The sequence below is a fragment of the Microbacterium sp. KU4F genome (genome assembly GCF_056868075.1).
Map to the genome: position 1 here is coordinate 411983 of NZ_CP200324.1, position 22737 is coordinate 434719.

The window sequence follows — 22737 nt, forward strand, 5'->3', positions numbered from 1 at the left end:
GAGTGACCTCCTCCGGCGCCCTCTTCCAGGGCCAGACGCCTCTCGCCGTGCGCATGCGGCCGGTGTCACTGGCGGAGGTCGCGGGCCAGGGACACCTCTTGAAGCCGGGTTCGCCGCTCGTCGCGCTGGCCGATCCCGAGCGCCAGACCTCCGGAGCGGTCTCCGTCATCCTCTGGGGCCCGCCCGGCACCGGCAAGACCACCCTCGCGCAGGCGATCGCCCGCTCGTCGGGGCGTCGTTTCGTCGAGCTTTCCGCCATCACGGCCGGAGTGAAGGACGTGCGGGAGGTGATGCAGGAGGCGCTCAACCAGCGCGATCTGTACGGGCAGTCCACCATCCTGTTCCTGGACGAGATCCATCGCTTCACCAAGGCGCAGCAGGACGCGCTGCTGCCCGGCGTCGAGAACGGGTGGGTCGTGCTCATCGCAGCGACGACGGAGAACCCGTCGTTCTCCGTCATCTCTCCGCTGTTGTCGCGTTCTCTGCTGCTGACGTTGAAGCCGCTGGGCGACGATGACCTGGGTGCCCTGGTGGATCGCGCGGTGAGCGATCCACGGGGATTGGGCGGGCGGATTGCGCTCGACGACGAGGCGAGGGATGCGCTCGTGCGCCTTGCATCGGGGGATGCCCGGCGTGCATTGACGGCGCTCGAGGCCGCGGCCGCCATGACCGACGGCGAGGAGTCACCCCGGATCACGGCCGCGCTCATCGCGCAGGCGGTCGATCGTGCGCTGCTGCGCTACGACCGCCAGGGCGACGAGCACTACGACGTCATCAGCGCGTTCATCAAATCGATCCGCGGATCGGATGCGGATGCGGCGATCCACTACCTCGCGCGCATGATCGAGGCGGGGGAGGATCCGCGGTTCATCGCTCGCCGTCTCGTCATCTCCGCCGCGGAGGACATCGGGCTCGCCGACCCTCAGGCTCTGCAGATCGCTGTCGCCGCGGCGGACGCGGTGGCCTTCATCGGAATGCCCGAGGGACGCATCCCGCTCGCGGAGGCGACCGTGTACCTGGCGACGACCGCCAAGTCGAACGCCGCCTACAACGCCATCAACGCCGCGATCGCCGATGTCAAAGCCGGCGGCTTCGGGCGTGTCCCCACGCACCTCCGCGACGCGCACTATCCGGGTGCCAAGCGCCTGGGCCACGGCAAGGGTTACATCTACCCCCACGATCTGGACGTCGGTGTGGCGACCCAGCAGTATCTGCCCGACGAGCTCCGCGGGCGGCGGTACTACCAGCCCACTCAGCGGGGCATCGAACGCGACATCGCCGCGCGCGTCGAGAAGATCCGCCGGATCCTCGAGGGGTGAGCGCCCGTGGTGATGGAGTGATCCCGGGCCGCTCTGACGGCGACGCCACCGCTGACGCCTCTATCGCCGACCGCGACCTCGAGTACGGCCTGCTCGTGTTCTACGGCATGCGTGAGCTCGCGGAGGGGCTCTTCCGAGACGCCGGTGCGCTCAGCAGGCGGATGGAACGTGAGGCGGGGCGGCGGGCACGCGGCCGGTTCGGCGCGGCCACCTCGTTCGGCGCGCCATTAGCGGGGCTGCAGTTCCTGCTGGTTCTCCTCGGAGCGACCGTCCTCATCAGTGTCAACATGCTCAGCGTGCAGTACGAACGGGAGCACCGGCTCGAGACGCTGCAGCCCGATATCGCGTCGCTCATCGTCGCCGGCGTCATCGCAGTCGGTCTCGTGGCGATGCTGGTCGTGGTGGGAAAGAGGGTCGTCGACCGATCTGTGTCCAACGTTGCCGCGCGCGCCGCGCTGCTGTACGCCCTGGGAGCCGGCGCCGTGCTCCTCGCGTATGCGGACGGACTGGTCGCGCCCGCCACGGCGGTCGCCGTCGTCGTGGTGGCACTGTTATCGGTGGGGATCGCCGTGTGGTTCGAAAGCAGGCGACGCCGCATGCCCGCTGAGGCTGCAGCGGTCGACGCGGCATGGTCCTGGGCCGTGGCAGAGCAGCTGCCTTCCTTCGAGCGCGAACGCGCGCTGCTGCGTGAACGCGTGGCTTCTGCCTTCGCGGCGCGCCCCGACGCGGCGGCCATCATCGCCGACCGCAACAGCGTGCGCACTCCGGTTGCGGCGGATGCGCTGCCGGGGGAAGCCATCGTCGCGATGCAGAGTTCGCTCTGGCTGACGACCGGGCGGCACGCCCGTGAGAGCCGTACGGCCGTCTGATAAGATGAACCGGCTCGAAACCGAGTTTTCGGGCATCCCCCTCCTTCTGCACCACCGTCCGACGCGCCCCGGCGTGCGCGTCATCGGGAGAAGTCGGGTGATACGCCCGTGAGCCGCGAAAGGCGCGGCCACGTCATCGGAAGGACATCTTCGTGACCACGAAGTCCCAGGACCGCCGCAAGGTCCGCCTGTCGCGCGCGCTCGGCGTCGCGCTGACCCCCAAGGCCGCCCGCTACCTCGAGAAGCGTCCCTACGCTCCCGGCGAGCACGGCCGTACGAAGCGCAAGGCCGACAGCGACTACGCCGTCCGTCTGCGTGAGAAGCAGCGTCTGCGCGAGCAGTACGGCATCCGCGAGAAGCAGCTGCGCATCGCGTTCAACGAGGCCCGTCGCACCGACGGCCTGACGGGTGAGAACCTCGTCGAGCTGCTCGAGATGCGTCTCGACGCCCTCGTGCTGCGCTCCGGCTTTGCCCGCACCACGGCGCAGGCGCGTCAGTTCGTCGTGCACCGCCACATCATGGTCGACGGCCAGATCGTGGACCGCCCGTCGTTCCGCGTGAAGCCCGGCCAGCTCATCCACGTCAAGGCCCGCTCCGAGGGCACCGAGCCGTTCCAGGTCGCGGCCGCCGGCGGTCACGCCGAGGTCCTGCCGAACGTCCCCGGATACCTCGAGGTCGAGCTCGACAAGCTCCAGGCACGCCTGGTGCGTCGCCCCAAGCGCGCCGAGGTCCCCGTGACCTGTGACGTGCAGCTGGTCGTCGAGTACTACGCCGCGCGCTGAGTCGTTCGCGCACGAAGGGCGCCGGGGTCATCCCGGCGCCCTTCGTCGTCCACCCGTCGCCGGCATCCGTTCTCGCCTACGATGGAGGATGCTCGCGACACACGCGGACACGATGAGGAAGAGGTCACGGTGAGAAGTCTTCTGTGGTTCGCGGTCGGAACGACGGCCGGGTTCGTGCTCGCGCACCTCGTCAACAAGGATCCGCGCGGACACGAGGTGCTCGCCGAGATCGACGCCCGCATCACCGAGTTCACCGACCGCATCCAGGACGCCTACCGCGAGCAGCAGGCTCGGTTCGACACCGAGCCCGACGCCGCGGGCTCCGCCGCTGACGATCGCTGACCACCCGCGAACTCCGAACGGCCGCTCCGGCGGCCTTCCTGTCCTGCCCGAGGAAGACACCGCATGAAGACCGCCGAGATCGCCCAGCGTTACCTCGACTTTTTCGAGAAGAACGATCACACCATCGTTCCCTCCGCCTCTCTGGTCAGCGATGACCCGACGCTCCTGTTCACGGTCGCCGGCATGGTGCCGTTCGTCCCGTTCCTGAACGGCACCGTCCCGCCGCCGTTCCCGCGCGCCGCCGACGTGCAGAAGTGCATCCGGACCAACGACATCGAGGAAGTCGGTCACACGGCACGGCACGGCACGTTCTTCCAGATGCTGGGCAACTGGTCGTTCGGCGACTACTTCAAAGAAGGTGCCATCACTTACGCGTGGGATCTGCTCACGCGCTCCGAGGCCGACGGCGGGCTGGGTTTCCAGGAGAAGGACCTCTGGGTCACGGTCTACGAGACGGATGACGAGGCCGCCGATCTCTGGCGTCGCATCGCCGGGCTTCCCGAGCACCGCATCCAGCGACTCGGTCGCGAGGACAACTACTGGTCGACCGGGCAGCCGGGACCGGCGGGGCCCTGCTCCGAGATCTACTTCGACCGGGGCCCTGCCTACGGTCGCGACGGCGGCCCCGCCGTCGACGATTCGCGGTTCACGGAGATCTGGAACCTCGTGTTCATGCAGTACGCGATCACCAACGTGCGCTCGAAGATCGACTTCGACATCGTCGGTGAACTGCCGAACAAAAACATCGACACGGGCATGGGACTCGAGCGCGTCGCCTTCATCAAGCAGGGCGTCGACAACATGTACGAGACCGACCAGGTGCGTCCCGTCCTCGACCGAGCCGTGGAGCTCTCCGGCCGCCCGTACGGCAAGGAGCACGAGGACGACGTGCGCTACCGCGTCATCGCGGACCACGTGCGCTCCTCTCTGATGCTGCTCTCCGACGGTGTGACGCCGTCGAACGAGGGACGCGGCTACATCCTTCGTCGCCTCATGCGCCGTTCCATCCGCGCGATGCGACTGCTGGGCGTCGACGGCGCGACCTTCCCGGAGCTCTTCGCCGCGTCCCGCGACGCGATGGCGGCGTCGTACCCCGTCGTGGCCGAGGACTGGGGTCGCATCTCGCAGTACGCCTTCGCGGAGGAGGAGACGTTCCTGCGTACCCTCGCGTCGGGGTCGTCGATCCTCGACCTCTCGATCGCCGAGACGAAGAAGACCGGCGGTTCGTCGATCTCCGGCGACCAGGCCTTCCTCCTGCACGACACCTACGGCTTCCCGATCGATCTCACGCTCGAGGTCGCCGAAGAGGCCGGGCTCAGCGTCGACCGCGACGCGTTCGACAGCCTGATGCAGGAGCAGCGCACCCGCGCGAAAGCCGACGCCAAGAGCCGTCGTCGCCAGCTCGCCGACCACAGCGTCTACCGCGACTTCCGGGCGCAGGGCGAGACCGTCTTCACCGGATACACCGACCTCGCGACCGAGTCGCGCGTCCTCGGCATCCTGCACGACGGCGTCTCGGTGGATCGAGCCCGTCAGGGGCAGGTCGTCGAGGTGATCCTGCCGGCCACGGCGCTGTACGCCGAGTCCGGCGGCCAGGTCGCCGACAAGGGCACCATCGTCGGTTCGGGTTTCGAACTCGATGTGCTGGATGTGCAGAAGCCGGTGCCCGGGCTCATCAGCCACACCGTCGAGGTGCTCACGGGTGAGGTCGGCGTGGGCGATGCCGCGACGACGGTCGTGGATGCGGCGAACCGCCGCGCCGCGCGACAGGCGCACTCCGCGACGCACCTCGTGCACGCGGCACTGCGCGACACTCTGGGAAGCTCCGCCACCCAGGCGGGTTCGCTGAACCGTGCGGGGTACATGCGCTTCGACTTCAACTGGAGCCAGGCGCTCTCGCCCGCCACGCGCAGCGAGATCGAGGAGATCGCCAACAACGCCGTGCGCGACAACCTCGAGGTGACGACCCGCGTGCTGCCTCTCGATGAAGCCAAGGAACTGGGCGCGATGGCGCTGTTCGGTGAGAAGTACGGGACCACCGTACGCATGGTCGACATCGGCGGACCGTGGTCGCGCGAGCTGTGCGGCGGTACGCACGTCTCCACAAGCGCGGAGGTGGGACTCATCAACCTCGTGGGGGAGTCCTCGGTGGGAGCGACTGCTCGACGCGTGGAGGCGCTCGTCGGACTCGACGCGTTCCGTGATCTCGCGGCCGAGCGAGCCATCGTCTCCCAGCTGACCTCGGACTTGAAGGTCCCGCGCGAGCAGATCCCCGCAAGGATCGCCGATCTCGCCGCGAGCCTGAAGGCGGCGGAGAAGAAGATCGCGGCATTCGAGGCGCAGGCTCTCGCGCAGCGTGCCCCTGAGCTCGCGACCCAGGCGCGTCGTGTGGGACAGGTCGGTGCCGTCGTCGCCTCGATCGGCGCTGTCGGATCTGCCGACGACCTGCGTACCGTGGCCCTGGCGGTGCGCGATCGTCTCGGTGAGGACGCAAGCGTCGTCGCGCTCGGTGCGACCGTAGGCGGCCGCCCGATCGTCATCGTCGCCACGAACGAGGCGGCGCGGCGTGCGGGCGTGAAGGCCGGGGTGCTCGCCAAGGGCGCCGCGGGCGTGCTCGGCGGTGGGGGCGGCGGCCGCGATGACGTGGCTCAGGGCGGCGGGTCGGATGCGGCTGCCCTGCCCGACGCTCTCGACGGGATCATCCGATCGCTGGAGACCACGTCGGCGTGAGCGATTTCCGCAGGGGCGTCAGGCTCGGCATCGACGTCGGGAAGGCCCGGGTCGGCGTCGCGCGCTGCGATCCCGACGGGATGCTCGCGACACCGGTGGAGACCGTCGCGAGAGCGGAGGACTCACCGCAGCGTGTGCTCGCCATCGCCCAGGAGGAGAACGCCACCGCGCTCTACGTCGGACTGCCCATCAGCCTCAACGGCAACGAGACGGCGTCGACGCAGGACGCCCGTGAGTTCGCGCGGGCCCTCGCGGCCTCGGGGTCGCTCCCCGTGCGACTGGTCGACGAACGACTGAGTACGGTGTCGGCACATGCGGCGCTCCGGCGTTCAGGGCGTTCCCAGCGCTCATCGCGTGGGATAGTGGACCAGGTCGCCGCCGTGATCCTGTTGCAGAACGCGCTCGACGTCGAGAAGCAGACAGGGCGGGCGCCCGGCACTCCCGTCGACCCGGACCAGGAGACCGACTGATGTCCGACACTCCCTCTTCCCGCCGCGAGGCGCGCGAGGCCGCCGAACGCGAGCGTGCGCGCACCCCGCAGCCGGCCCCGTCCGCTCAGCCGACTCCCGCGGCATCCGAGCCGATCTTCCGTGCGCCGGCCGAGCCTGCGCCCGCTCCGGCGGCGCGTCCCTCGCTGGATGATCTGTTCACAGGTGAAGCGACGACCGACGTCCTGGGTGCACCGCCGCCCCCGCCGGACAAGCGCCGCCGTCGCAAGGGCGGGTGGATCGCCCTCGCGATCGTGGTCGTGCTCGTGGGCGGTGTCGCGGCGGGCGGACTCTGGGTCTGGAACACCTACGAGGACAAGATCCGCGCCGTGCTCGGCTGGGAGGAGCCCACCGAGTTCGAGGCCGGTCAAGCACACGGTGAGGCGACCATCACCGTCGTCAGCGGTGACGCCGGTCCCCAGGTATCCCAGAAGATGTTCGACGCCGGGGTGACCCGCACGGCGAACTCGCTGTACAGCTACATGATCGACAACAACATCGCCTTCACCTTCCAGCCGGGAACGTACAAGCTGCAGCAGGAGATGACCTCGGCGGCGGCGCTGGAGGCGCTCGGAGATCCGGCCAACCGGATGGAGGGGCGCGTCGTGCTGCCCGAAGGGCTGACGGTCGATGTGTCCCTGCAGCGGATCGCCGACGGAGCCGGCGTGTCGCTGGACGATCTGACGGCGGCCGTCGCCGATCCATCGGCCTACGGCGTCTCGGCGTCGAGCCTGGAAGGCTGGCTCTTCCCCGCGACCTACACGATCGAGCCCGGTACCAGCGCGACGGCGATCATCCAGATGATGGTCGATCGCACAATCCAGTCGCTCGACGCGGCAGGCGTCCCCGCCGACCAGCGGGAGCGCATCCTGACGATCGCGTCGATCATCCAGCGCGAGGCGCGCTACGAGGCCGACATGCAGAAGGTGTCGCGTGTCATCCTCAACCGTCTCGATCCCTCCAACCAGGAGACGTTCGGTCTGCTGCAGATGGACTCGACTGCGCAGTACGGCTACGGCGAGCTCCATGCGGGTTCGGTGAGCACCTCCGAACAGGCGCAGCACGATGACAATCCGTGGAACACGTACGTGCATCCCGGTCTGCCGGTCGGGCCGATCTCGAACCCGGGGGATGTGGCGATCGATGCGGCCATGCACCCCGCTGACGGCCCGTGGCTCTATTTCGTCACGGTGAATCTGGACACCGGGGAGACGGTGTTCACGACGACGTACGCCGAGCATCAGAAGTACGTGAAGCAGTTCCAGCAGTGGTGCAGCGAGCACCCGGACTCGGGATGTTGAGCGGCACGCGTCTCGCCGTATGGGGCGACCCCATCGCCCACAGTCGTTCGCCGCTGCTGCACACGGCCGCGTACGACGTGCTGGATGTCCCGTGGACATACGACAGGCGACGCGTCGACGAGGCGGGGTTTCCTTCGGCGCTCTCGTCTCTCGACGCGTCGTGGCGCGGCCTTTCGCTCACGATGCCTCTCAAATCGGCGGCCTTCCGTGCGGCCGTCGCGCATGACGCGAGGGCGCGTTCGACGGGTGCGGTGAACACGCTGCTGCTCGGTCCGCGCGGTCCGCGCGGGTACAACACGGACGTCGGCGGCATCGTGGCCGCGCTCGGTGAGGCGGGAGTGGGTCACGTGTCGTCGGCACGGATCCTCGGAGCGGGAGCCACCGCCACATCCGCGCTGGTCGCACTGTCGGAGATGGGTGTCGCTTCCGTCGAGATCCTGGCCCGCCGTCCGGATGCGGCCGACGAACTCGTCGCCCGAGGCACCGAGCTGGGGATGCGCACCACTGCTCGTTCTCTGGACGGTCCGCATCGCGCCGTCGAGGTGACTGTGGCAACCCTTCCTGGGGACGCCGTCCTCCCTTCCGCGACGGTGTCCTCGTTGGCGGATGCGGGCGGCACCCTCATGGACGTCGTCTACGGCACCTGGCCGACGCCTCTGTCGGCGGCATGGTCCGACCGTGGTCTGACCGCGGTGTCCGGGCTTCCCATGCTGCTTCATCAGGCCCTTCGACAGGTGCGCGCGTTCGTGGGCGGGGAACAGGATCAGCCGCTCGATGACGAAGCCCGGGTGCTGGCCGCAATGCGCCGGGCGCTCGTGGGAGAATAGACGAATGCTCCGCGTGCTCACGGCCGGCGAATCGCACGGCCCCGAACTCGTCGCCATCATGGAGGGTCTGCCTGCCGGCGTCCCCGTCTCCCGTGAGGCGATCCAAGCCGACCTCGCCCGCCGCAAGCTGGGCTACGGCCGCGGCTCGCGGATGAAGTTCGAGGAGGACGAGCTTTCGATCTCCTCGGGTGTGGTGCACGGGTACTCCATCGGCAGTCCCCTCGCGCTGCGGGTGGGTAACACCGAGTGGCCGAAGTGGGTCGAGGTCATGAGCCCCGACCCCGTGCCCCTCACCGAGCGTTCGCGCGGTCGGGGGGCGGCTCTCACGCGGCCTCGCCCCGGTCACGCCGATCTCGTCGGAATGCAGAAGTACGGGTTCGACGAGGCGCGTCCGATCCTCGAGCGCGCCAGCGCCCGAGAGACCGCCGCGCGCGTCGCCCTGGGCGCCATCGCGCGATCGTTCCTCGGCGAGCTCGGCATCCGCCTCGTGAGCCACACGCTCTCGATCGGGCCGGTGCGCGTGCCCGAGGGCGCAGCGCTTCCGACGCCGGACGACGTCGACGCGCTGGACGCGGATCCGCTGCGCTGCTTCGATGCGACGACGTCAGAGGCCATGGTCGCCGAAGTCGACGCCGCGAAGAAGGACGGCGACACTCTGGGCGGCATCGTCGAGGTTCTCGCCTACGGCGTCCCGCCGGGCCTGGGCTCGCACGTGCAGTGGGACCGCCGTCTCGACGCCAAGCTGGCGCAAGCGCTCATGAGCATTCAGGCCATCAAGGGCGTGGAGGTCGGCGACGGCTTCGAGACCACTCGTCGACGCGGCTCAGCGGCACACGACGAGCTGTTCGCGACGGACGGCGGCATCACGCGCGGCACCGACCGCGCCGGCGGAACCGAGGGCGGGATGTCCACCGGGACCGTGCTGCGGGTGCGGGCGGGAATGAAGCCGATCGCGACCGTCCCTCATGCCCTGCGCACGATCGACGTCGCCACGGGCGAGACCGCTTCGGCGCACCACCAGCGTTCGGACGTGTGCGCCGTCCCCGCGGCCGGCGTCGTCGCCGAAGCCATGGTCGCCATCGTGCTCGCCGATGTCGTGCTGGAGAAGTTCGGCGGCGACAACATCGTCGAGACCCGTCGCAACCTGCAGTCCTACCTCGCGGCGATCCCGGACACCTTGCGCACGGCAGACGCCAGCGATCCCGATCTGGATCGATGACAGCGCCCGCCGACTCGGCGATCGTGCTCGTCGGCCCCATGGGTGCCGGAAAGACCAGCATCGGCAAGCGCGTCGCGAAAGCGCTGGAGGTCGGCTTCGTCGACACCGACGCCACGGTGGTGCGATCACACGGTGCGATCTCGGACATCTTCGCCACCCACGGCGAAGCGCGCTTCCGAGAGCTCGAGCGTGATGCCGTCGCGCAGGCGCTGGCACGCGGTGGCGTGGTGTCGCTCGGCGGTGGTTCTGTCCTCGACCCTGCGACACGTGTCGATCTGCGGGCACACCGCGTCGCGCTGCTGACGGTGTCGCCCTCGGTCGTCGCCGGTCGGATCGGCGGCGGGCACCGTCCGTTGCTCGCCGACGAGGGGGAGGATCCGGTCGCGCGCTGGCGCCGCATCCTCGAGGAACGAATGCCGCTGTACACCGAAGTCGCCGACGCGACCTTCGACACCTCACACGGGCCGCTCTCCGACGTCGTCGAGAAGATCGTGGCATGGGCGCGCACAGCCGTACCGAAGGGACAATCATGACCGAGACGACCGAGATCACCGTCGCCGGTGACAACGGGTACACGATCCACCTCGGGCGCGACATCCTGGATCGGGTGGGCGAGGCGCTGGCGGCTTCGGTGCGCAAGGTGCTCGTGGTCCACCCGCCGACGCTTGCCGCGGCTGCGACCACGCTCCGTGAAAGACTCATGTCCGACGGTGGACGCGATGTGCTGCTGGCGGAGATTCCCGACGCCGAGCAGGGAAAGCGCGTCGAGGTGGCGGCCTTCTGCTGGCAGGTCATGGGTCAGGCGGATTTCACTCGGACGGATGCGGTCGTCGGATTCGGCGGCGGCGCGGTGACCGATCTGGCGGGCTTCGTGGCCGCGACCTGGCTGCGCGGCATCCAGGTCGTTCAGGTTCCGACGACCGTTCTCGGGATGGTCGACGCGGCGGTCGGGGGCAAGACGGGCATCAACACCGCCGAAGGCAAGAATCTCGTCGGCGCATTCTGGGCTCCGCAGGCCGTCGTGTGCGATCTGTCGATGCTGGACGGTCTGTCCCAGAATGAGGCGACCGCCGGCTTCGCCGAGGTGGTCAAGGCGGGTTTCATCTGGGCGCCTGAGATCCTCGACCGCATCGAAGCGGAACCTCAGTCGATCGTCGACCCTTCATCCGCGTCCTTCCGACGCTGTCTGGAGCTTGCGATCGACATGAAGGCGCGCGTCGTCGGCGAGGACTTCCGCGAGGCGGGGCTGCGGGAGATCCTCAACTACGGTCACACACTCGGGCACGCGATCGAACACGCGGAGCGCTACCGCTGGCGTCACGGTGCCGCGATCTCCATCGGGATGGTCTACGCCGCGGAGCTGTCGCGCTTGGCGGGACGCCTGTCGGATGCGGCTGCGGCGCGCCATCGGGACATTCTGGAGTCTCTCGGGCTTCCCACGAGCTATCGCGCCGGCGCGTGGCCGCAGCTGTTGGCGACCATGCAGCGCGACAAGAAGTCGCGCGGCGGGATGCTGAGGTTCATCGTGCTGGACGACATCGCTCGCCCCACGGTCTTGCAGGCCCCCGACGAGTCGCTCTTGTTCGCGGCGTACCAGGAGGTCGCCGACTGATGGCGTCTCGTTTGATTCGTGCTGCTGGTAGCGTGCGAACGTGACCACCGCACGTCGTCTGCTGCTCGTCAACGGCCCGAACCTGAACCTGCTCGGTGCGCGTGAACCCGGGATCTACGGCACGGCGACGCTGGCCGACGTCGAGCGCATCGCGTCGGAGGCGGCGGCCGCGCACGGCTTCGAACTGCGAGCGGTACAGAGCAATCACGAGGGCGTGCTGCTCGATGAGATCCATGCCGCGCGCCGGGACTGCGCGGGGATCGTGATCAACCCGGGCGGGCTCACCCACACCTCGGTGGTCCTGCGCGATGCGCTCAGCGGCGTCTCCCTACCGGTCGCGGAGGTGCACATCTCGGATGTCATGGCTCGCGAGGAGTTCCGACACCACTCCTACGTCCGCGACGTCGCGATCGTCCACGTGATCGGCGAGGGCGTGCAGGGCTATGCCACCGCGGTGGACCGCCTCATCCGGGTGATCGCCGGCCAGGCCGACGGCTGAGAACTCGTTCCGGCGCGTCGGGAATGAGTCTGCTCATTTTTGAGTTGACTCATTCGTGTCGAGCGATGAGGGGCGCCGTGAGCGCGGGAAGCAGCTGAAACGGGAGCGGATCTCCGCGGCCGCGCGTGAGCTGTTCGATGAGTTCGGCTACGCCAGGGTCACGACGCAACAGGTCGCGGATCGCGCGGATGTCGCGGTGGGAACGGTCTTCCGTTATGCGGCGACGAAGTCGGAGCTTCTCCTCATGGTGCGCAACGAGGAAGTGCGCCAAGCGGTCCGTCGCGGATTGGAAGCGGCCCGAGCCGTTCCGGATGCGGCCGAGGCGGTCCGCGCCGCCCTGCGCCCGCTGTTCGACACCGCGGCGCAGCGCGCGGCGGATGCAGCCGTGTACCAGCGGGAACTCATGTTCGGCGATCCGGACGACCCGCACCGCGCCGACGGGTTGTCGGTGGTGGCCGAGCTGGAGGACGGCATCGCCCGGATCCTCACCGGCGCTCAGGCGAGCGCCGCAGCCCGCAGCGCGGCCCGCGCGATCTTCGCCTGCGCGCATGTCGTGCTCGTCCGACCTCGGGGCGAAGAGGGCTTCGACACCACCGACCTGCCCACGCAGATCGCGCAGATCGTCGCCGGCTACCGTGCCGGCGCCGGTGAGACCGCGGCCCACCCGACCGCGGAGTGAGCGACGGGAGACCCCCGTCAGAAAGAAGAGATCATGACCGACATCACGACTGTCGCCGTTCTCGGAACAGGCGTTCTGGGTTCGCAGATCGCGTTTCAGAGCGCCTACAGCGGATTCCCCGTCGTCGCCTACGACATCAGCGAAGAGGCACTGACCTCTGCGCGCGAGCGCTTCGAGCGCCTCGCGGCCACCTATCGCGCCGAGGTGCCCGGAGCTGCCGAGGGTACGCGCGTCGACGAGGCGCTGGCGCGCCTGAGCCTGACCACCAGTCTCGCCGACGCGGCGAAGGCCGACCTCGTCATCGAGGCCGTTCCGGAGGTGCTCGATCTGAAGCGCGAGGTGTACTCGCGCCTGTCCGAGCTCGCGAGCGAGAACACGATCTTCGCGACCAACTCGTCCACCCTCCTGCCGTCCGACATCGTCGACTTCACAGGTCGCCCCGATCGGTTCCTCGCGCTGCACTTCGCGAACCGGGTATGGAAGTTCAACACCGGCGAGGTGATGGGAACCGAGCACACGGCTCCCGAGGTGTTCGATGCGGTGATGCGGTTCGCCGAGGCCATCGGTATGGTGCCCATCGCCATCCGCAAGGAGAAGGCAGGCTACGTGCTCAACTCGCTCCTCGTCCCGCTGCTGAACGCCGGTATGGGACTGGCAGCCGGCGGGTACGCATCGGTCGCCGACATCGACAAGACGTGGCGCATCGCCACCGGCGCCCCGATGGGGCCCCTGCAGATGCTGGACGTCATCGGTTTGAACACGCCATACAACATCCTCACGCACTCGAGCACGGGGGATCAGGCGCTGGCCGCCTGGCTGAAGGAGAACTACATCGACCAGGGCAAGCTGGGTGTCGCGACCGGCGAAGGCTTCTACCGCTACGCATGACGTGCACGCCGGCCCGCCGTTGCGCCACCGGGTGCCCGGCGGGACCGGCGACCATCCCGTAAGATAGGACGCTGGGCCATCAGTAGTCACGACGCGCCCGCAGATCTCACGACGAACGGAACCTCCACCCTCATGGCATCTACCGCAGACATCAAGAACGGCGTCGTCCTCAGCATCGACGGACAGCTGTGGAACGTCGTGGAGTTCCAGCACGTCAAGCCCGGCAAGGGCGGCGCGTTCGTCCGCACGAAGCTGAAGAGCGTCATGACCGGCAAGGTCGTCGACAGGACGTTCAACGCCGGCGCCAAGGTCGACATCCAGAACGTCGATCGTCGCGACTTCACCTACCTCTACAACGATGGTGAGGGCTTCGTCTTCATGGACGTCGCCGACTACGACCAGATCACGGTGGGTGCGGCGACGGTCGGCGACGCGGCGAACTACCTGCTCGAGAATCAGCAGGTGCAGATCGCGCTCCACGACGGCAACCCGCTCTACATCGAGCTGCCCGCCTCCGTCGTTCTCGAGATCACCTACACCGAGCCGGGTCTCCAGGGTGACCGCTCGTCCGCCGGAACGAAGCCGGCGACGGTGGAGACCGGTCACGAGATCCAGGTCCCGCTCTTCGTCGAGACGGGCACCAAGGTCAAGGTCGACACGCGCACGGGCGACTACCTCGGCCGCGTCAGCTGACGGGTGAGCGCTCGTAGCAAGGCGCGTAAGCGCGCCCTCGACATCCTTTTCCAGGCCGACGTCCGCGGCGAGGACCCCGCGGCGATCCTCGCCGCAGAGGCCTCGCGTGCGGCGGGCGAACCCGACCGTCAGAGCTCTTGGCTGTACGCGCGTGACATCGTCGATGGTGTCATCGACCACCGCGACGAGATCGACGAGCAGATCGTCACCCACGCGCGCGATTGGAAGATCGAGCGGATGCCGGCCGTCGACCGCGCCGTCCTGCGCATCGGCGTCTGGGAAGCCGTCTTCAACGATGAGGTTCCCGTCGCCGTCGCCATCGACGAGGCCGTGGAGCTGGCGAAGGAGTACTCGACCGACGAGGCCGGGGCCTTCGTGCACGGCGTGCTCGCGCGCATCGCCCGCTCCGCCTGACGCACGAGCCGGGGGCCTGATCCGGGAGCGCGGGCCCCGGCGGTGCGGACGGGACACACAGCCGCGGCTGCCTAGACTCGACAGCGGAAAGGACTCTTCTATGCGCATCACGGGTCTCGGCCACGCGGGCATGTTCATCGAGACGGCAGGCGGCAGCATCCTCTGCGACCCCGTCATCGGCCCCTCGTTCTTCGGGTCGTGGTTCCCGTTCCCCGACAACCGCGGGCTCGACTGGGAGCGTTTCGGGCAGGCGGACTTCCTCTACATCTCGCACCGGCACCGCGATCACTTCGACCCTCGGCTGCTCCGGCGGTACGTGCGCTCGGACATCCCCGTGCTGCTTCCCGACTATCCGACGGACGACCTCGAGCAGGATCTGCGTGCCCTCGGCTACGAGAACATCGTCTATACGCAGGCCGGCGTTCCGCTCGAGTACGGCGAGCTGTCCGTCATGGTCACGCCGTTGCGGGCGCCCAGTGACGGCCCCATCGGAGACTCGTCCCTGAGCGTGGATGATGGATCGGCCTCCGTCCTGAACCAGAACGACTCGCATCCGCTCGATCTCGAGAAGCTGCTCTCGTTCTCGAAGCCGGATGCGTACTTCACGCAGGTCTCCGGAGCCATCTGGTGGCCGATGGTCTACGACCTGCCGCAGGATGCGAAGCAGAACTTCGCGAAGCTCAAGCGCGACGCGCAGAACAAGCGCGCGATGTACTACATCGAGAAGGTCGATGCCGAGCATGTGTTCCCGATGGCCGGTCCGCCGATGTTCCTGCGCGAGGAGCTGTTCCGCTACAACGGTCTCGGTCTCGAGAACGACTCGATCTTCACCGATCAGAGCGAGTTCCTCGCGCACATGGCCGAGCATCGCCCCGAACAGAAGGGCTATCTGTTCGTACCCGGGACGCAGGTCGATCTGAACCACGGCGCGATCGAGGTCACGCAGACCCTGTACACCGAAGCCGAGATCGAGCGCATGTTCGCCGACAAGTGGGCCTACCTCGCCGAGCAGCGCGACAGCCGTCAGCAGGAGATCCGCGACGAGGAGGCGAGCCGGGCCGAGGTGCTACCGCCGGCCGAGATGCTCACCGCCATCAAGGGGTGGTGGGAGCCGCTGCTGCGCCGCGCACGCACGATCCGCAACGGGGTGGGGGGCAACGTCCGGTTCCGTATCGGCGAACTGGACATGGTGGTGGACTTCCCGAAGGCGAAGGTCCGCGAGTATGCGGGGGAGGAGTGCATCTACTGGTACACGATCCCGGCCGACCTCGTCTCCACCAACATCGCAGACCACGAGATCGACTGGTCCAACTCGATCTTCCTGTCGATGCAGTTCGAGGTCGGACGCAGCGGCAAGTTCAACGAGTTCCTCACCACGTTCCTCAAGTGCCTCTCACGCGATCGCATCGAGTACGTCGAGAACTGGTATGCCGAACAGTCTGACCAGACCGAGGACGCCCAGTTGGGCGACTGGGTCGTGCAGCGCCGCTGCCCCCACCTGCGCGCGGACCTCACGAAGACCGGCAAGATCGAGGACGGCGTGCTGACGTGCAGTCTGCACGATTGGAAGTGGGACCTCGCGAGCGGACGCTGCCTGACGACGCAGGGACACCCCATCCGCGCGTCGCGCGAGACCGCCGAGATCGCCTCCGGCGTCTGAACCGCCGTCGCGTCGCCTGTCCCGGCTCCGCGAGCGGGGAGAGACGACGCGCGGGAGATCAGGCCTGGTCGGCGGTGTACTGGCGGGCGCGACCCCGGACGCCTGCGAAGTGGTACGGCCACGGAGACTGGGCCGGCACGACCACGTCCTGACGGCTTCCCAGGTGTGCCGCGGCATGCAGCGCGCGGTACGCAGGGACATCCACGCGCGTGCGTGCGGCGAGCAGTTCCGCGGTCTCATCCGCGCGCGTGTGCGCACGGTAACCAGGCTGGATCACGCCCGCGAAGAACTCGCTGACGCTGCCGGAGCCGTAGCTGAACATGCCCACGCGCTTGTCGGTGAGGTCGTCGTCGCCGTCGAGAAGAGCGGCGAGTCCGAAGTACAGCGACGCCGTGTACGAATTGCCGATGCGCCGGTTGTAGAGCGTGGAGCGCAGGTAACGGTCCTCTGCGAGCTCCGTACCCAGGTGTTCGGCGAGACGGCGATGCGCCTTGGCCGCCATCCGTGTGAAGGGCTGGTGGTGGGTGAAGACGTCGATCTCGGCGGCGTCCACCCCACCGTGGGCACGATAGTCGTCCCACGCGCCGACGAAGCCGTCGAGATATGCGTCGATGGACAGCTTGCCGTCGACGACGGCGGTCACGCTGTCGTTCGGCCGCCAGAAGTCGTCGACGTGAGCGGTGTGCAGTCCCGTCGCCGGCTCGATGCTCAGCAGGGCGGGATCCGCGGTGACGAGCATGGCGACCGCGCCGGCGCCCTGCGTGGGTTCGGCGGCCGAGTCGAGTTCGTAGCGGGCGATGTCGCTCGCGATGACCAGCACCTTGGATCCCGGCTCGCGGGCGACCAGCCCCGCGGCCGCCTGCAATGCGGCGGTGGCGGAGTAGCAGGCCTGCTTGAGCTCGATGACGCGGCTCGTGGAGGGCAGCCCCAGCAGATCGTGCACCCAGACACCGGCGGACTTGGACTGGTCGACGCCGGACTCGGTGGCGAAGAAGACCGTGCGGATGCCGTCGACGCCGTGCCGGTCGATGATGCGCCGGGCGGCCGTCGCACCCATCGTAACGATGTCCTCATCCGGACCGGGGACGCTCATCTGGTCTTGGCCGAGTCCGATGTGGAACTTACCGGGGTCGACGCCTGTCGCCGCCGCCAGGTCGTCGAGCTCCAGTACGTGGCCGGCGGTCGCGATCGCCAGGTCGTGGATTCCGATCAGGGGCGCGGTCATCGCGTGGCCTTTCCGTTGCGCTCCAGCTGGAGGTGGGAGGTCATGAGTTCTCCGGGATTGGTCTGGGCGGCGAGCAGAGAGAGCTCGCCGCAGAGCACCGTGGCCGCCACGAGAGCGGCGAGGCGCCGAGCGTTCTCACCCGGCTCACGATCCTCGCGGCATCCGAGGCGGGTGAGCGCCTCCTCGACCTGGGGGAGGTCCTTGCCGTTACCGACCGTGCCCACGATGAGGGTGGGCAGCGTGCACGAGAAGTACAGGTCGCCGTCGCCGCGGACCTCGGCCCACGTGATCCCCTGCGAGCCTTCGACGATGTTCGCGGCGTCCTGACCGGTCGCGAGGAAGATCGCGAGCAGCATGTTCGCGTAGTGGGCGTTCGCCGAGCGCAGAGCGCCCGCGATCGTGGAGCCGACGAGGTTCTTGCGGGTGTTCAGCTCGACGATCCGCGCTGCACTCGAGCGCAGCTGCGACTCCACGAGCTCTGCGGGGATGAGGATGTCGGCGACGACATTGCGACCGCGGCCCAGGATGCCGTTGACGGCGGTCGCCTTCTTGTCGGAGCAGTAGTTGCCGGAGATCGATCCGTACTCCAGCTCGGGATGCCACTGCAGGATCTGCGTCATGAGCGACTCGGCGGCCAGCGTCACCATGTTGTGCCCGGAGGCGTCGCCGGTCGACAGAGCGAAGCGTACGAAGAGCAGGTTGCCGACGACCTCGGTGTCGACATCGAGCAGTCGAGCATGCCGGCTCTGAGCGGCCACCGTCGCCGCGAGCTCAGCGAAGCGGCCCCGGATGTCGCGTCCGGCGCGGACGGCGGTCGCAGCGTCGACGGCGGTGAACAGGGAGGAGCGCGTCATCCGCTCGTCCACGACCGTCACCCGGATACCGTCGTCGACCAAGCGCGACACGCGCGCGCCGCGCCCGACCGAGGGCCAGAGCGGGCTCTCGTAGGTGGCGAGGGGAACCTCCTGCTCGCCCACGACATCGCCGCTCAGGCGTAGCGGACCCACCCAGCGTGTGGGTACGGGCGTGAACTCACCGGTCATTCCGGCTCCTTCCAGGTGCGCCGAGCGCATCGGAGCGATGCGCCAGCGAGGTGATGTCGATCGCGCGTGCCCGCGCGAATTCGGCGGTCGCGCCGCCGATGATCAGGTCCGTTCGGATCAGGTCCGTGCTCGTGCGCGCCCCGAGAACGGTCATGACGGACCGCAACTGCCTCTTCCACGCGTCGAGCGCCGTGGACAGAGCATCCACTCCGCCGTCGAGCACCATCCGCAGGAAGGTGCCGGAGACACCGACGGCGCCTGCTCCGAGGGCGAGGCCCCGAATGACGTCCAGGGGAGTGCGCACGCCCCCCGAGGCAAGCAGCGGCGGGGCATCGGTGGGAGCGTCGAGCAAACTCTCGACGGCGCTCTGACCCCATCCGGCCAGGTAGCCGAAATCGGCGTCCGTCCGCCGCGCGTTCTCGATCTGCACGAAGTCGGTTCCGCCGCGCCCCGCGACGTCCGCCGCGGCGACCCCGATCTCTCCGAGAACGGAGAGCGTGCGCCGGCTGAGGCCGAAGCCGACCTCCTTGACGATGACGGGGACGTCCACGGCGGCGACGATGCGCTCCAGAGAGGCGACCCAGTGCCCGAACGAACGCCCGCCCTCGGGCATCACGATCTCCTGCACGGCGTTCACGTGGATCTGCAGCGCATCGGCGTCGATGAGGGCGACGGCGCGTCGGGCATCGTCCGCGGATCGTTCGATTCCGATGTTGGCGAACAGGAGTCCGTCCGGATTCTGTTCGCGCAGGACGCGGAATGTGGGGGCGGCATCCGGGTCGTCGAGTGCGACGCTCATCGAGCCGGACGCGATCGGCACGCCCGCCGCGGCGGCAGCGGCGGCGAGAGCGCGGTTGATCTCGCCCGTGCGGCTACTGCCACCGGTCATCGCGTTGATGTAGAAGGGCGCGGGCCACTGCAGCCCAGCCACCTCCGTGGCCAGCGTCACGTCGGCGGCGTCGATGCCGGACAGGGCGTGATGGAGGAGTCGGACGTCGTCGAAGGCATTTCCGGCGACGAGCGGATGCTGGGCGGCAGCGAGCCGGACGTGATCGTCTTTGCGGTCCGCGGCGCTCACGGCGCACCTCCTTCGGCGGGAGACACCGACAGGGTGAGGTGCCGGATGTCGCGTTCCTCCCAATCGCGGAGCATGCCGGCGATGTCGGCATCTTCCGGAGCCAGCACGATGCCGCAGTCCCCGCCACCGGCGCCCGAGGACTTCGCGGCGGCCCCGGCCGATTCGGCGGTGTCACAGAGCGCCGCGAGCGCATCCGTCTCGATGGCCACGCCGGCGCTTCGCCCGAGCCGACGCAGCAGGCGGCGCGCCCGACGGACGGCGTCCAGCGTGGCGGTGTCGTCGCCCTCGTCCAGGGCGCGTGCCAGGTCCGTCACGCACGCGCGTGAGTCGAGCAGGAACGCGGGGTAGTCCATGGCGCCGGATCCGTCGCGCACCGCGTCGACGAGTCGCGCGGTGGATGCGGGACGCCCCGTCCACCCGACGAGGAAGCGGAGGGAGGCGGGCGGCGTGAGGCGGGCGATGTCCATCGGCTCCCACCCGGGAGATACCAGCAGCTCGGCGACCGATGCGCCCTCGTCGAGGGACTGTCGCAGCACTCGCCGGTCGGGGGAGCGATAGGAGATCCAACCGCCGAACGCACTCGCGGCCAGGTCGCCGCCGGATGCCTGCGGTGCGACCTGGACGGTGGCCAGCAGCGCGAGACGGTACGCGTCGCGACGGGAGAGTCCGAATCCGTAGAACTCATCGATGGCGCGGATCGTCGCGATCGTGACGGCTGCGGAGGATCCGAGGCCGAACTTGCGGCCGGACGCGTCGTCCAGTCCGCTGTCGATGCGGAGGTCGTAATAGTGCGCGGTCAGCCCGCGCTCGGAGCGCAGACGTTCGGCGAGGGTGATCGCTGCGAGCACGTACTCATAGGGATGATGCTCGGTGTCTATCGTGAGACCGTCGCCCGTACGGCCCCAGACCAGGGGAGTACGGCCGAACTCGGGCGAGTGGATGCTGCCCGAGTGGGCACTGGGGGTGAGGCGGGCCGTCAGGTAACGATCGACGGCGACGAGCACCGCCGGCTCTCCGGGTGTCACGACCGCGTACTCGCCCGCGATGAAGAGCTTGCCCGGCGAGCGGACGACGATCGGGGCGGTCATTCGACGGACCGCCCGCCGACCACCAGCCCCGGCCCGGGCAGCGCCACGACCGTCTCGGCGAGGGCGCCGAGCTCACCCGCGACGGCTTCCGCGTCGGCGGCGCGGCAGAGCGCGACGACGTTCGGGCCCGCGTCCGCCGTCGCATACGCCTCCAGACCCGCGTCGCGCAGCGCCGCCACGCGATCGAACAACGCGATGCTCGTCGGAGAGAGGTAACGGATGGAGGGCGCCGCAGCCTGGATCACGGCGTGCATCCGCAGCGCGTTGTTCTCGGTGAGACGTCCGAGCCGGGCGACGTCGCCCTCGACACAGGCACGCCGTGCCTCCTCGAGCGTCAGAGCGGTCGAGGTGATCCATGCGGGGTAGAAGGGAGACGTGGCGGCGGTGCGACGCATCGCCTCCCGGCTCGAGATCTGCTTCTCTGCGCTGTCCACGATCGCGACGACCATGGCGAGCTCCGCTGGTGCCGGCAGCGGTTCGGCGTACGACTGCTCATCGTCGCCGGCGTGCCAGAGGGCGAAGCCGCCGAAGATCGAGCGGGCGGCGGAGCCCGAGCCGCGGCGGGCGAGCCTGCTCAGCTCCCGTGCGCTCAGCTGCAGTCCGTAGGCGGATGCGGCCGCACCTGCGAGCGCGGCGAAGCCGGCGGCGGAGGAGGCGAGACCCGCGGCGGAGGGCACGGTGTTATGCGACTCCACGCGGGCCCGCATCCCGGTGCCGGCGAGGCCGCGCACGAGATCGAGGAACCGCGCGGTGCGCTCGGCGGGGACGCCGGACTGCTCTCGGCCGTTCAACACGAAGACGTCGGCTTCGAGAGAGTCGTCCACGACGACCGTGGTGGTCGTGGGGAACACCCCGAGGGTCATCGACAGGCTGCCCGTCGCCGGCAGGTTGAGCGCGGTGTCCTGCTTGCCCCAGTACTTCACCAGGGCGATGTTCGGATGCGCGATCGCGCGAGCCTCGGTCATGTCGTCGCCTCCACCGTGGTGGTCCAGGTCGCGGCCGCTCCCGCGGCACGCAGGGCGCCGGCGACCTCGGCAGCGCTCTCGTCGTCTCGGGCGAGCACGAGGATGCAGCCGCCGCGCCCTCCGCCGGTCAGTTTGGCGCCCCAGGCGCCGTGCGCGCGCGCCGTCGTCGCGAGCTCGTCGAGCGCCGGATCGCCCACGCCCAGGAGGTCGAGCGCCACGTGGCCGCGGTCCATGACGGCGCCGAGGCTTCGCGCGTCGCCCGCGGCGAGGTGTGCGCGGGCATCGCGGGTGAGTTCGCCCAGTTCGTCGAGAAGAGCGGTCGTGCCCGCCGGGTCTTCATCGCGACGTGCACGCACGCCAGCGACCGCTTCCCGTGTGCGGCCGGCGACTCCGGTATCGGCGATCACGAACGTCAGAGGGGCGGCCACGACGACGGGCGATACGGCACCGCCCTCGAACCAGATCGGTGCGCCGGCGCGCACGGCGTGCGCGTCGAGTCCACTCGGTGCCACATGCGCGACGCGCTCGGCCCGCTGGATCATCTCGTGCTCCTCAGCGGCATCCAAGACGATCCCGTAGGCCGCGGTCACGGCCCGAACGACGGCCGCGGCCACGGCGGCGGAGGACCCGACGCCGCGCTCCGCAGGCAGGTTGCTCTCGATGCGCAGGTCGATCGAGTCGCCGGTGGCGCCGACCACCTCGAGCGCCGCAGCGGCCGCCATCGCCGTCGGCCCCAGGCGTGGGGGCGCCGCGGCGAGCGGACCGTCGTAGAGCGCGCTGTGCAGGAGACTCGGACCACTGGACCGGCGGACGTCCGCGCGGACCTGGAGCGCGGAGAGCGGGATGGCCAGGGCCGGCCGCTCGTAGACGACGGCGTGCTCGCCGAGGAGGATCGCCTTGCCGGATGCCCGTCCGCTCGCGGCGGCAGTGGGGGTCGGCGTCGCCGGCGCGTCGGATGGGCGCGCGGGACGGGCAGAAGAACTGGTCATAGGAACGCACGCGAGCCTAACAGCGTC

General features: G+C 69.1%; 23 protein-coding genes. 17 read left to right on the forward strand and 6 right to left on the reverse strand.

The annotated features are described in order from the left end of the window. Positions 1–2 precede the first annotated feature (2 nt). The 17 genes from AC1VNH_RS02075 to AC1VNH_RS02155 all read left to right on the forward strand — a co-directional run bounded on the left by AC1VNH_RS02075 (position 3) and on the right by AC1VNH_RS02155 (position 16322). The gene (locus AC1VNH_RS02075) at positions 3–1319 is read left to right on the forward strand and encodes a replication-associated recombination protein A (protein WP_483109662.1); all 1317 of its coding nucleotides are present in this window, start codon (positions 3–5) and stop codon (positions 1317–1319) included. Continuing rightward, positions 1316–2188, forward strand: a complete 873-nt coding sequence (locus AC1VNH_RS02080) for a hypothetical protein (protein ID WP_483109663.1) — start codon at positions 1316–1318, stop codon at positions 2186–2188. Before AC1VNH_RS02075 ends, AC1VNH_RS02080 begins: the two co-directional genes overlap by 4 nt. A gap of 152 nt (positions 2189–2340) precedes the next feature. Further along, a complete protein-coding gene (rpsD, locus tag AC1VNH_RS02085; protein ID WP_243227891.1) occupies positions 2341–2970 on the forward strand; it encodes a 30S ribosomal protein S4 in 630 nt (209 codons plus the stop codon). A 129-nt stretch (positions 2971–3099) separates the two neighbouring features. Continuing rightward, the gene (locus tag AC1VNH_RS02090) at positions 3100–3312 is read left to right on the forward strand and encodes a hypothetical protein (protein WP_460740204.1); all 213 of its coding nucleotides are present in this window, start codon (positions 3100–3102) and stop codon (positions 3310–3312) included. 63 nt (positions 3313–3375) lie between these two features. Further along, complete coding sequence (alaS, locus tag AC1VNH_RS02095; protein WP_483109664.1) at positions 3376–6042, forward strand: alanine--tRNA ligase; 2667 nt, start codon at positions 3376–3378, stop codon at positions 6040–6042. Beyond that, entirely contained in the window at positions 6039–6512 is a 474-nt protein-coding gene (ruvX, locus tag AC1VNH_RS02100; RefSeq protein WP_483109665.1) for a Holliday junction resolvase RuvX, read from the forward strand. Before alaS ends, ruvX begins: the two co-directional genes overlap by 4 nt. Then, positions 6512–7831 carry an endolytic transglycosylase MltG gene (gene mltG / locus AC1VNH_RS02105; protein WP_483109666.1) on the forward strand — a complete coding sequence of 440 codons (1320 nt, stop codon included), beginning with the start codon at positions 6512–6514 and terminating at the stop codon, positions 7829–7831. Before ruvX ends, mltG begins: the two co-directional genes overlap by 1 nt. After that, positions 7825–8658, forward strand: a complete 834-nt coding sequence (locus AC1VNH_RS02110) for a shikimate dehydrogenase (protein ID WP_483109667.1) — start codon at positions 7825–7827, stop codon at positions 8656–8658. Before mltG ends, AC1VNH_RS02110 begins: the two co-directional genes overlap by 7 nt. Positions 8659–8662: 4 nt before the next feature. Then, complete coding sequence (aroC, locus tag AC1VNH_RS02115; RefSeq protein WP_483109668.1) at positions 8663–9877, forward strand: chorismate synthase; 1215 nt, start codon at positions 8663–8665, stop codon at positions 9875–9877. Further along, a complete protein-coding gene (locus tag AC1VNH_RS02120; RefSeq protein ID WP_483109669.1) occupies positions 9874–10410 on the forward strand; it encodes a shikimate kinase in 537 nt (178 codons plus the stop codon). The genes aroC and AC1VNH_RS02120 overlap by 4 nt, the downstream gene beginning before the upstream one ends. Further along, positions 10407–11489, forward strand: a complete 1083-nt coding sequence (gene aroB, locus AC1VNH_RS02125) for a 3-dehydroquinate synthase (protein ID WP_483109670.1) — start codon at positions 10407–10409, stop codon at positions 11487–11489. The genes AC1VNH_RS02120 and aroB overlap by 4 nt, the downstream gene beginning before the upstream one ends. 40 nt (positions 11490–11529) lie before the next feature. Then, positions 11530–11988, forward strand: coding sequence for a type II 3-dehydroquinate dehydratase (locus AC1VNH_RS02130; protein WP_483109671.1), 459 nt, complete (start codon positions 11530–11532; stop codon positions 11986–11988). A 55-nt stretch (positions 11989–12043) separates the two neighbouring features. Then, positions 12044–12667, forward strand: coding sequence for a TetR/AcrR family transcriptional regulator (locus AC1VNH_RS02135; RefSeq protein WP_483109672.1), 624 nt, complete (start codon positions 12044–12046; stop codon positions 12665–12667). A 33-nt stretch (positions 12668–12700) separates the two neighbouring features. Next, positions 12701–13555 carry a 3-hydroxyacyl-CoA dehydrogenase gene (locus AC1VNH_RS02140; protein ID WP_483109673.1) on the forward strand — a complete coding sequence of 285 codons (855 nt, stop codon included), beginning with the start codon at positions 12701–12703 and terminating at the stop codon, positions 13553–13555. A gap of 132 nt (positions 13556–13687) precedes the next feature. Continuing rightward, positions 13688–14248, forward strand: coding sequence for an elongation factor P (gene efp, locus AC1VNH_RS02145; RefSeq protein WP_344228046.1), 561 nt, complete (start codon positions 13688–13690; stop codon positions 14246–14248). Positions 14249–14251: 3 nt separating this feature from the next. After that, positions 14252–14662: a transcription antitermination factor NusB gene (gene nusB, locus AC1VNH_RS02150; protein ID WP_243227880.1), complete on the forward strand. Its 411-nt coding sequence runs from the start codon at positions 14252–14254 to the stop codon at positions 14660–14662. A 100-nt stretch (positions 14663–14762) separates the two neighbouring features. Beyond that, positions 14763–16322, forward strand: a complete 1560-nt coding sequence (locus AC1VNH_RS02155) for a Rieske 2Fe-2S domain-containing protein (RefSeq protein ID WP_483109674.1) — start codon at positions 14763–14765, stop codon at positions 16320–16322. A 58-nt stretch (positions 16323–16380) separates the two neighbouring features. Here AC1VNH_RS02155 and AC1VNH_RS02160 read toward each other — a convergent pair whose 3' ends face one another. From AC1VNH_RS02160 to mvk, 6 genes are read right to left on the reverse strand one after another with little or no spacing between them, the layout of a single operon-like run. After that, positions 16381–17547, reverse strand: a complete 1167-nt coding sequence (locus AC1VNH_RS02160) for a hydroxymethylglutaryl-CoA synthase (protein WP_483109675.1) — start codon at positions 17545–17547, stop codon at positions 16381–16383. After that, on the reverse strand, positions 17544–18590 hold the full coding sequence (locus AC1VNH_RS02165; RefSeq protein WP_483109676.1) for a hydroxymethylglutaryl-CoA reductase: 1047 nt from the start codon (positions 18588–18590) through the stop codon (positions 17544–17546). Before AC1VNH_RS02165 ends, AC1VNH_RS02160 begins: the two co-directional genes overlap by 4 nt. Next, entirely contained in the window at positions 18580–19668 is a 1089-nt protein-coding gene (gene fni / locus AC1VNH_RS02170) for a type 2 isopentenyl-diphosphate Delta-isomerase (protein ID WP_483109677.1), read from the reverse strand. The genes AC1VNH_RS02165 and fni overlap by 11 nt, the downstream gene beginning before the upstream one ends. Continuing rightward, the gene (locus AC1VNH_RS02175) at positions 19665–20756 is read right to left on the reverse strand and encodes a phosphomevalonate kinase (RefSeq protein WP_483109678.1); all 1092 of its coding nucleotides are present in this window, start codon (positions 20754–20756) and stop codon (positions 19665–19667) included. Before AC1VNH_RS02175 ends, fni begins: the two co-directional genes overlap by 4 nt. After that, complete coding sequence (mvaD, locus tag AC1VNH_RS02180; protein ID WP_483109679.1) at positions 20753–21721, reverse strand: diphosphomevalonate decarboxylase; 969 nt, start codon at positions 21719–21721, stop codon at positions 20753–20755. The genes AC1VNH_RS02175 and mvaD overlap by 4 nt, the downstream gene beginning before the upstream one ends. Next, positions 21718–22710: a mevalonate kinase gene (gene mvk, locus AC1VNH_RS02185; protein ID WP_483109680.1), complete on the reverse strand. Its 993-nt coding sequence runs from the start codon at positions 22708–22710 to the stop codon at positions 21718–21720. Before mvk ends, mvaD begins: the two co-directional genes overlap by 4 nt. Positions 22711–22737: the final 27 nt, after the last annotated feature.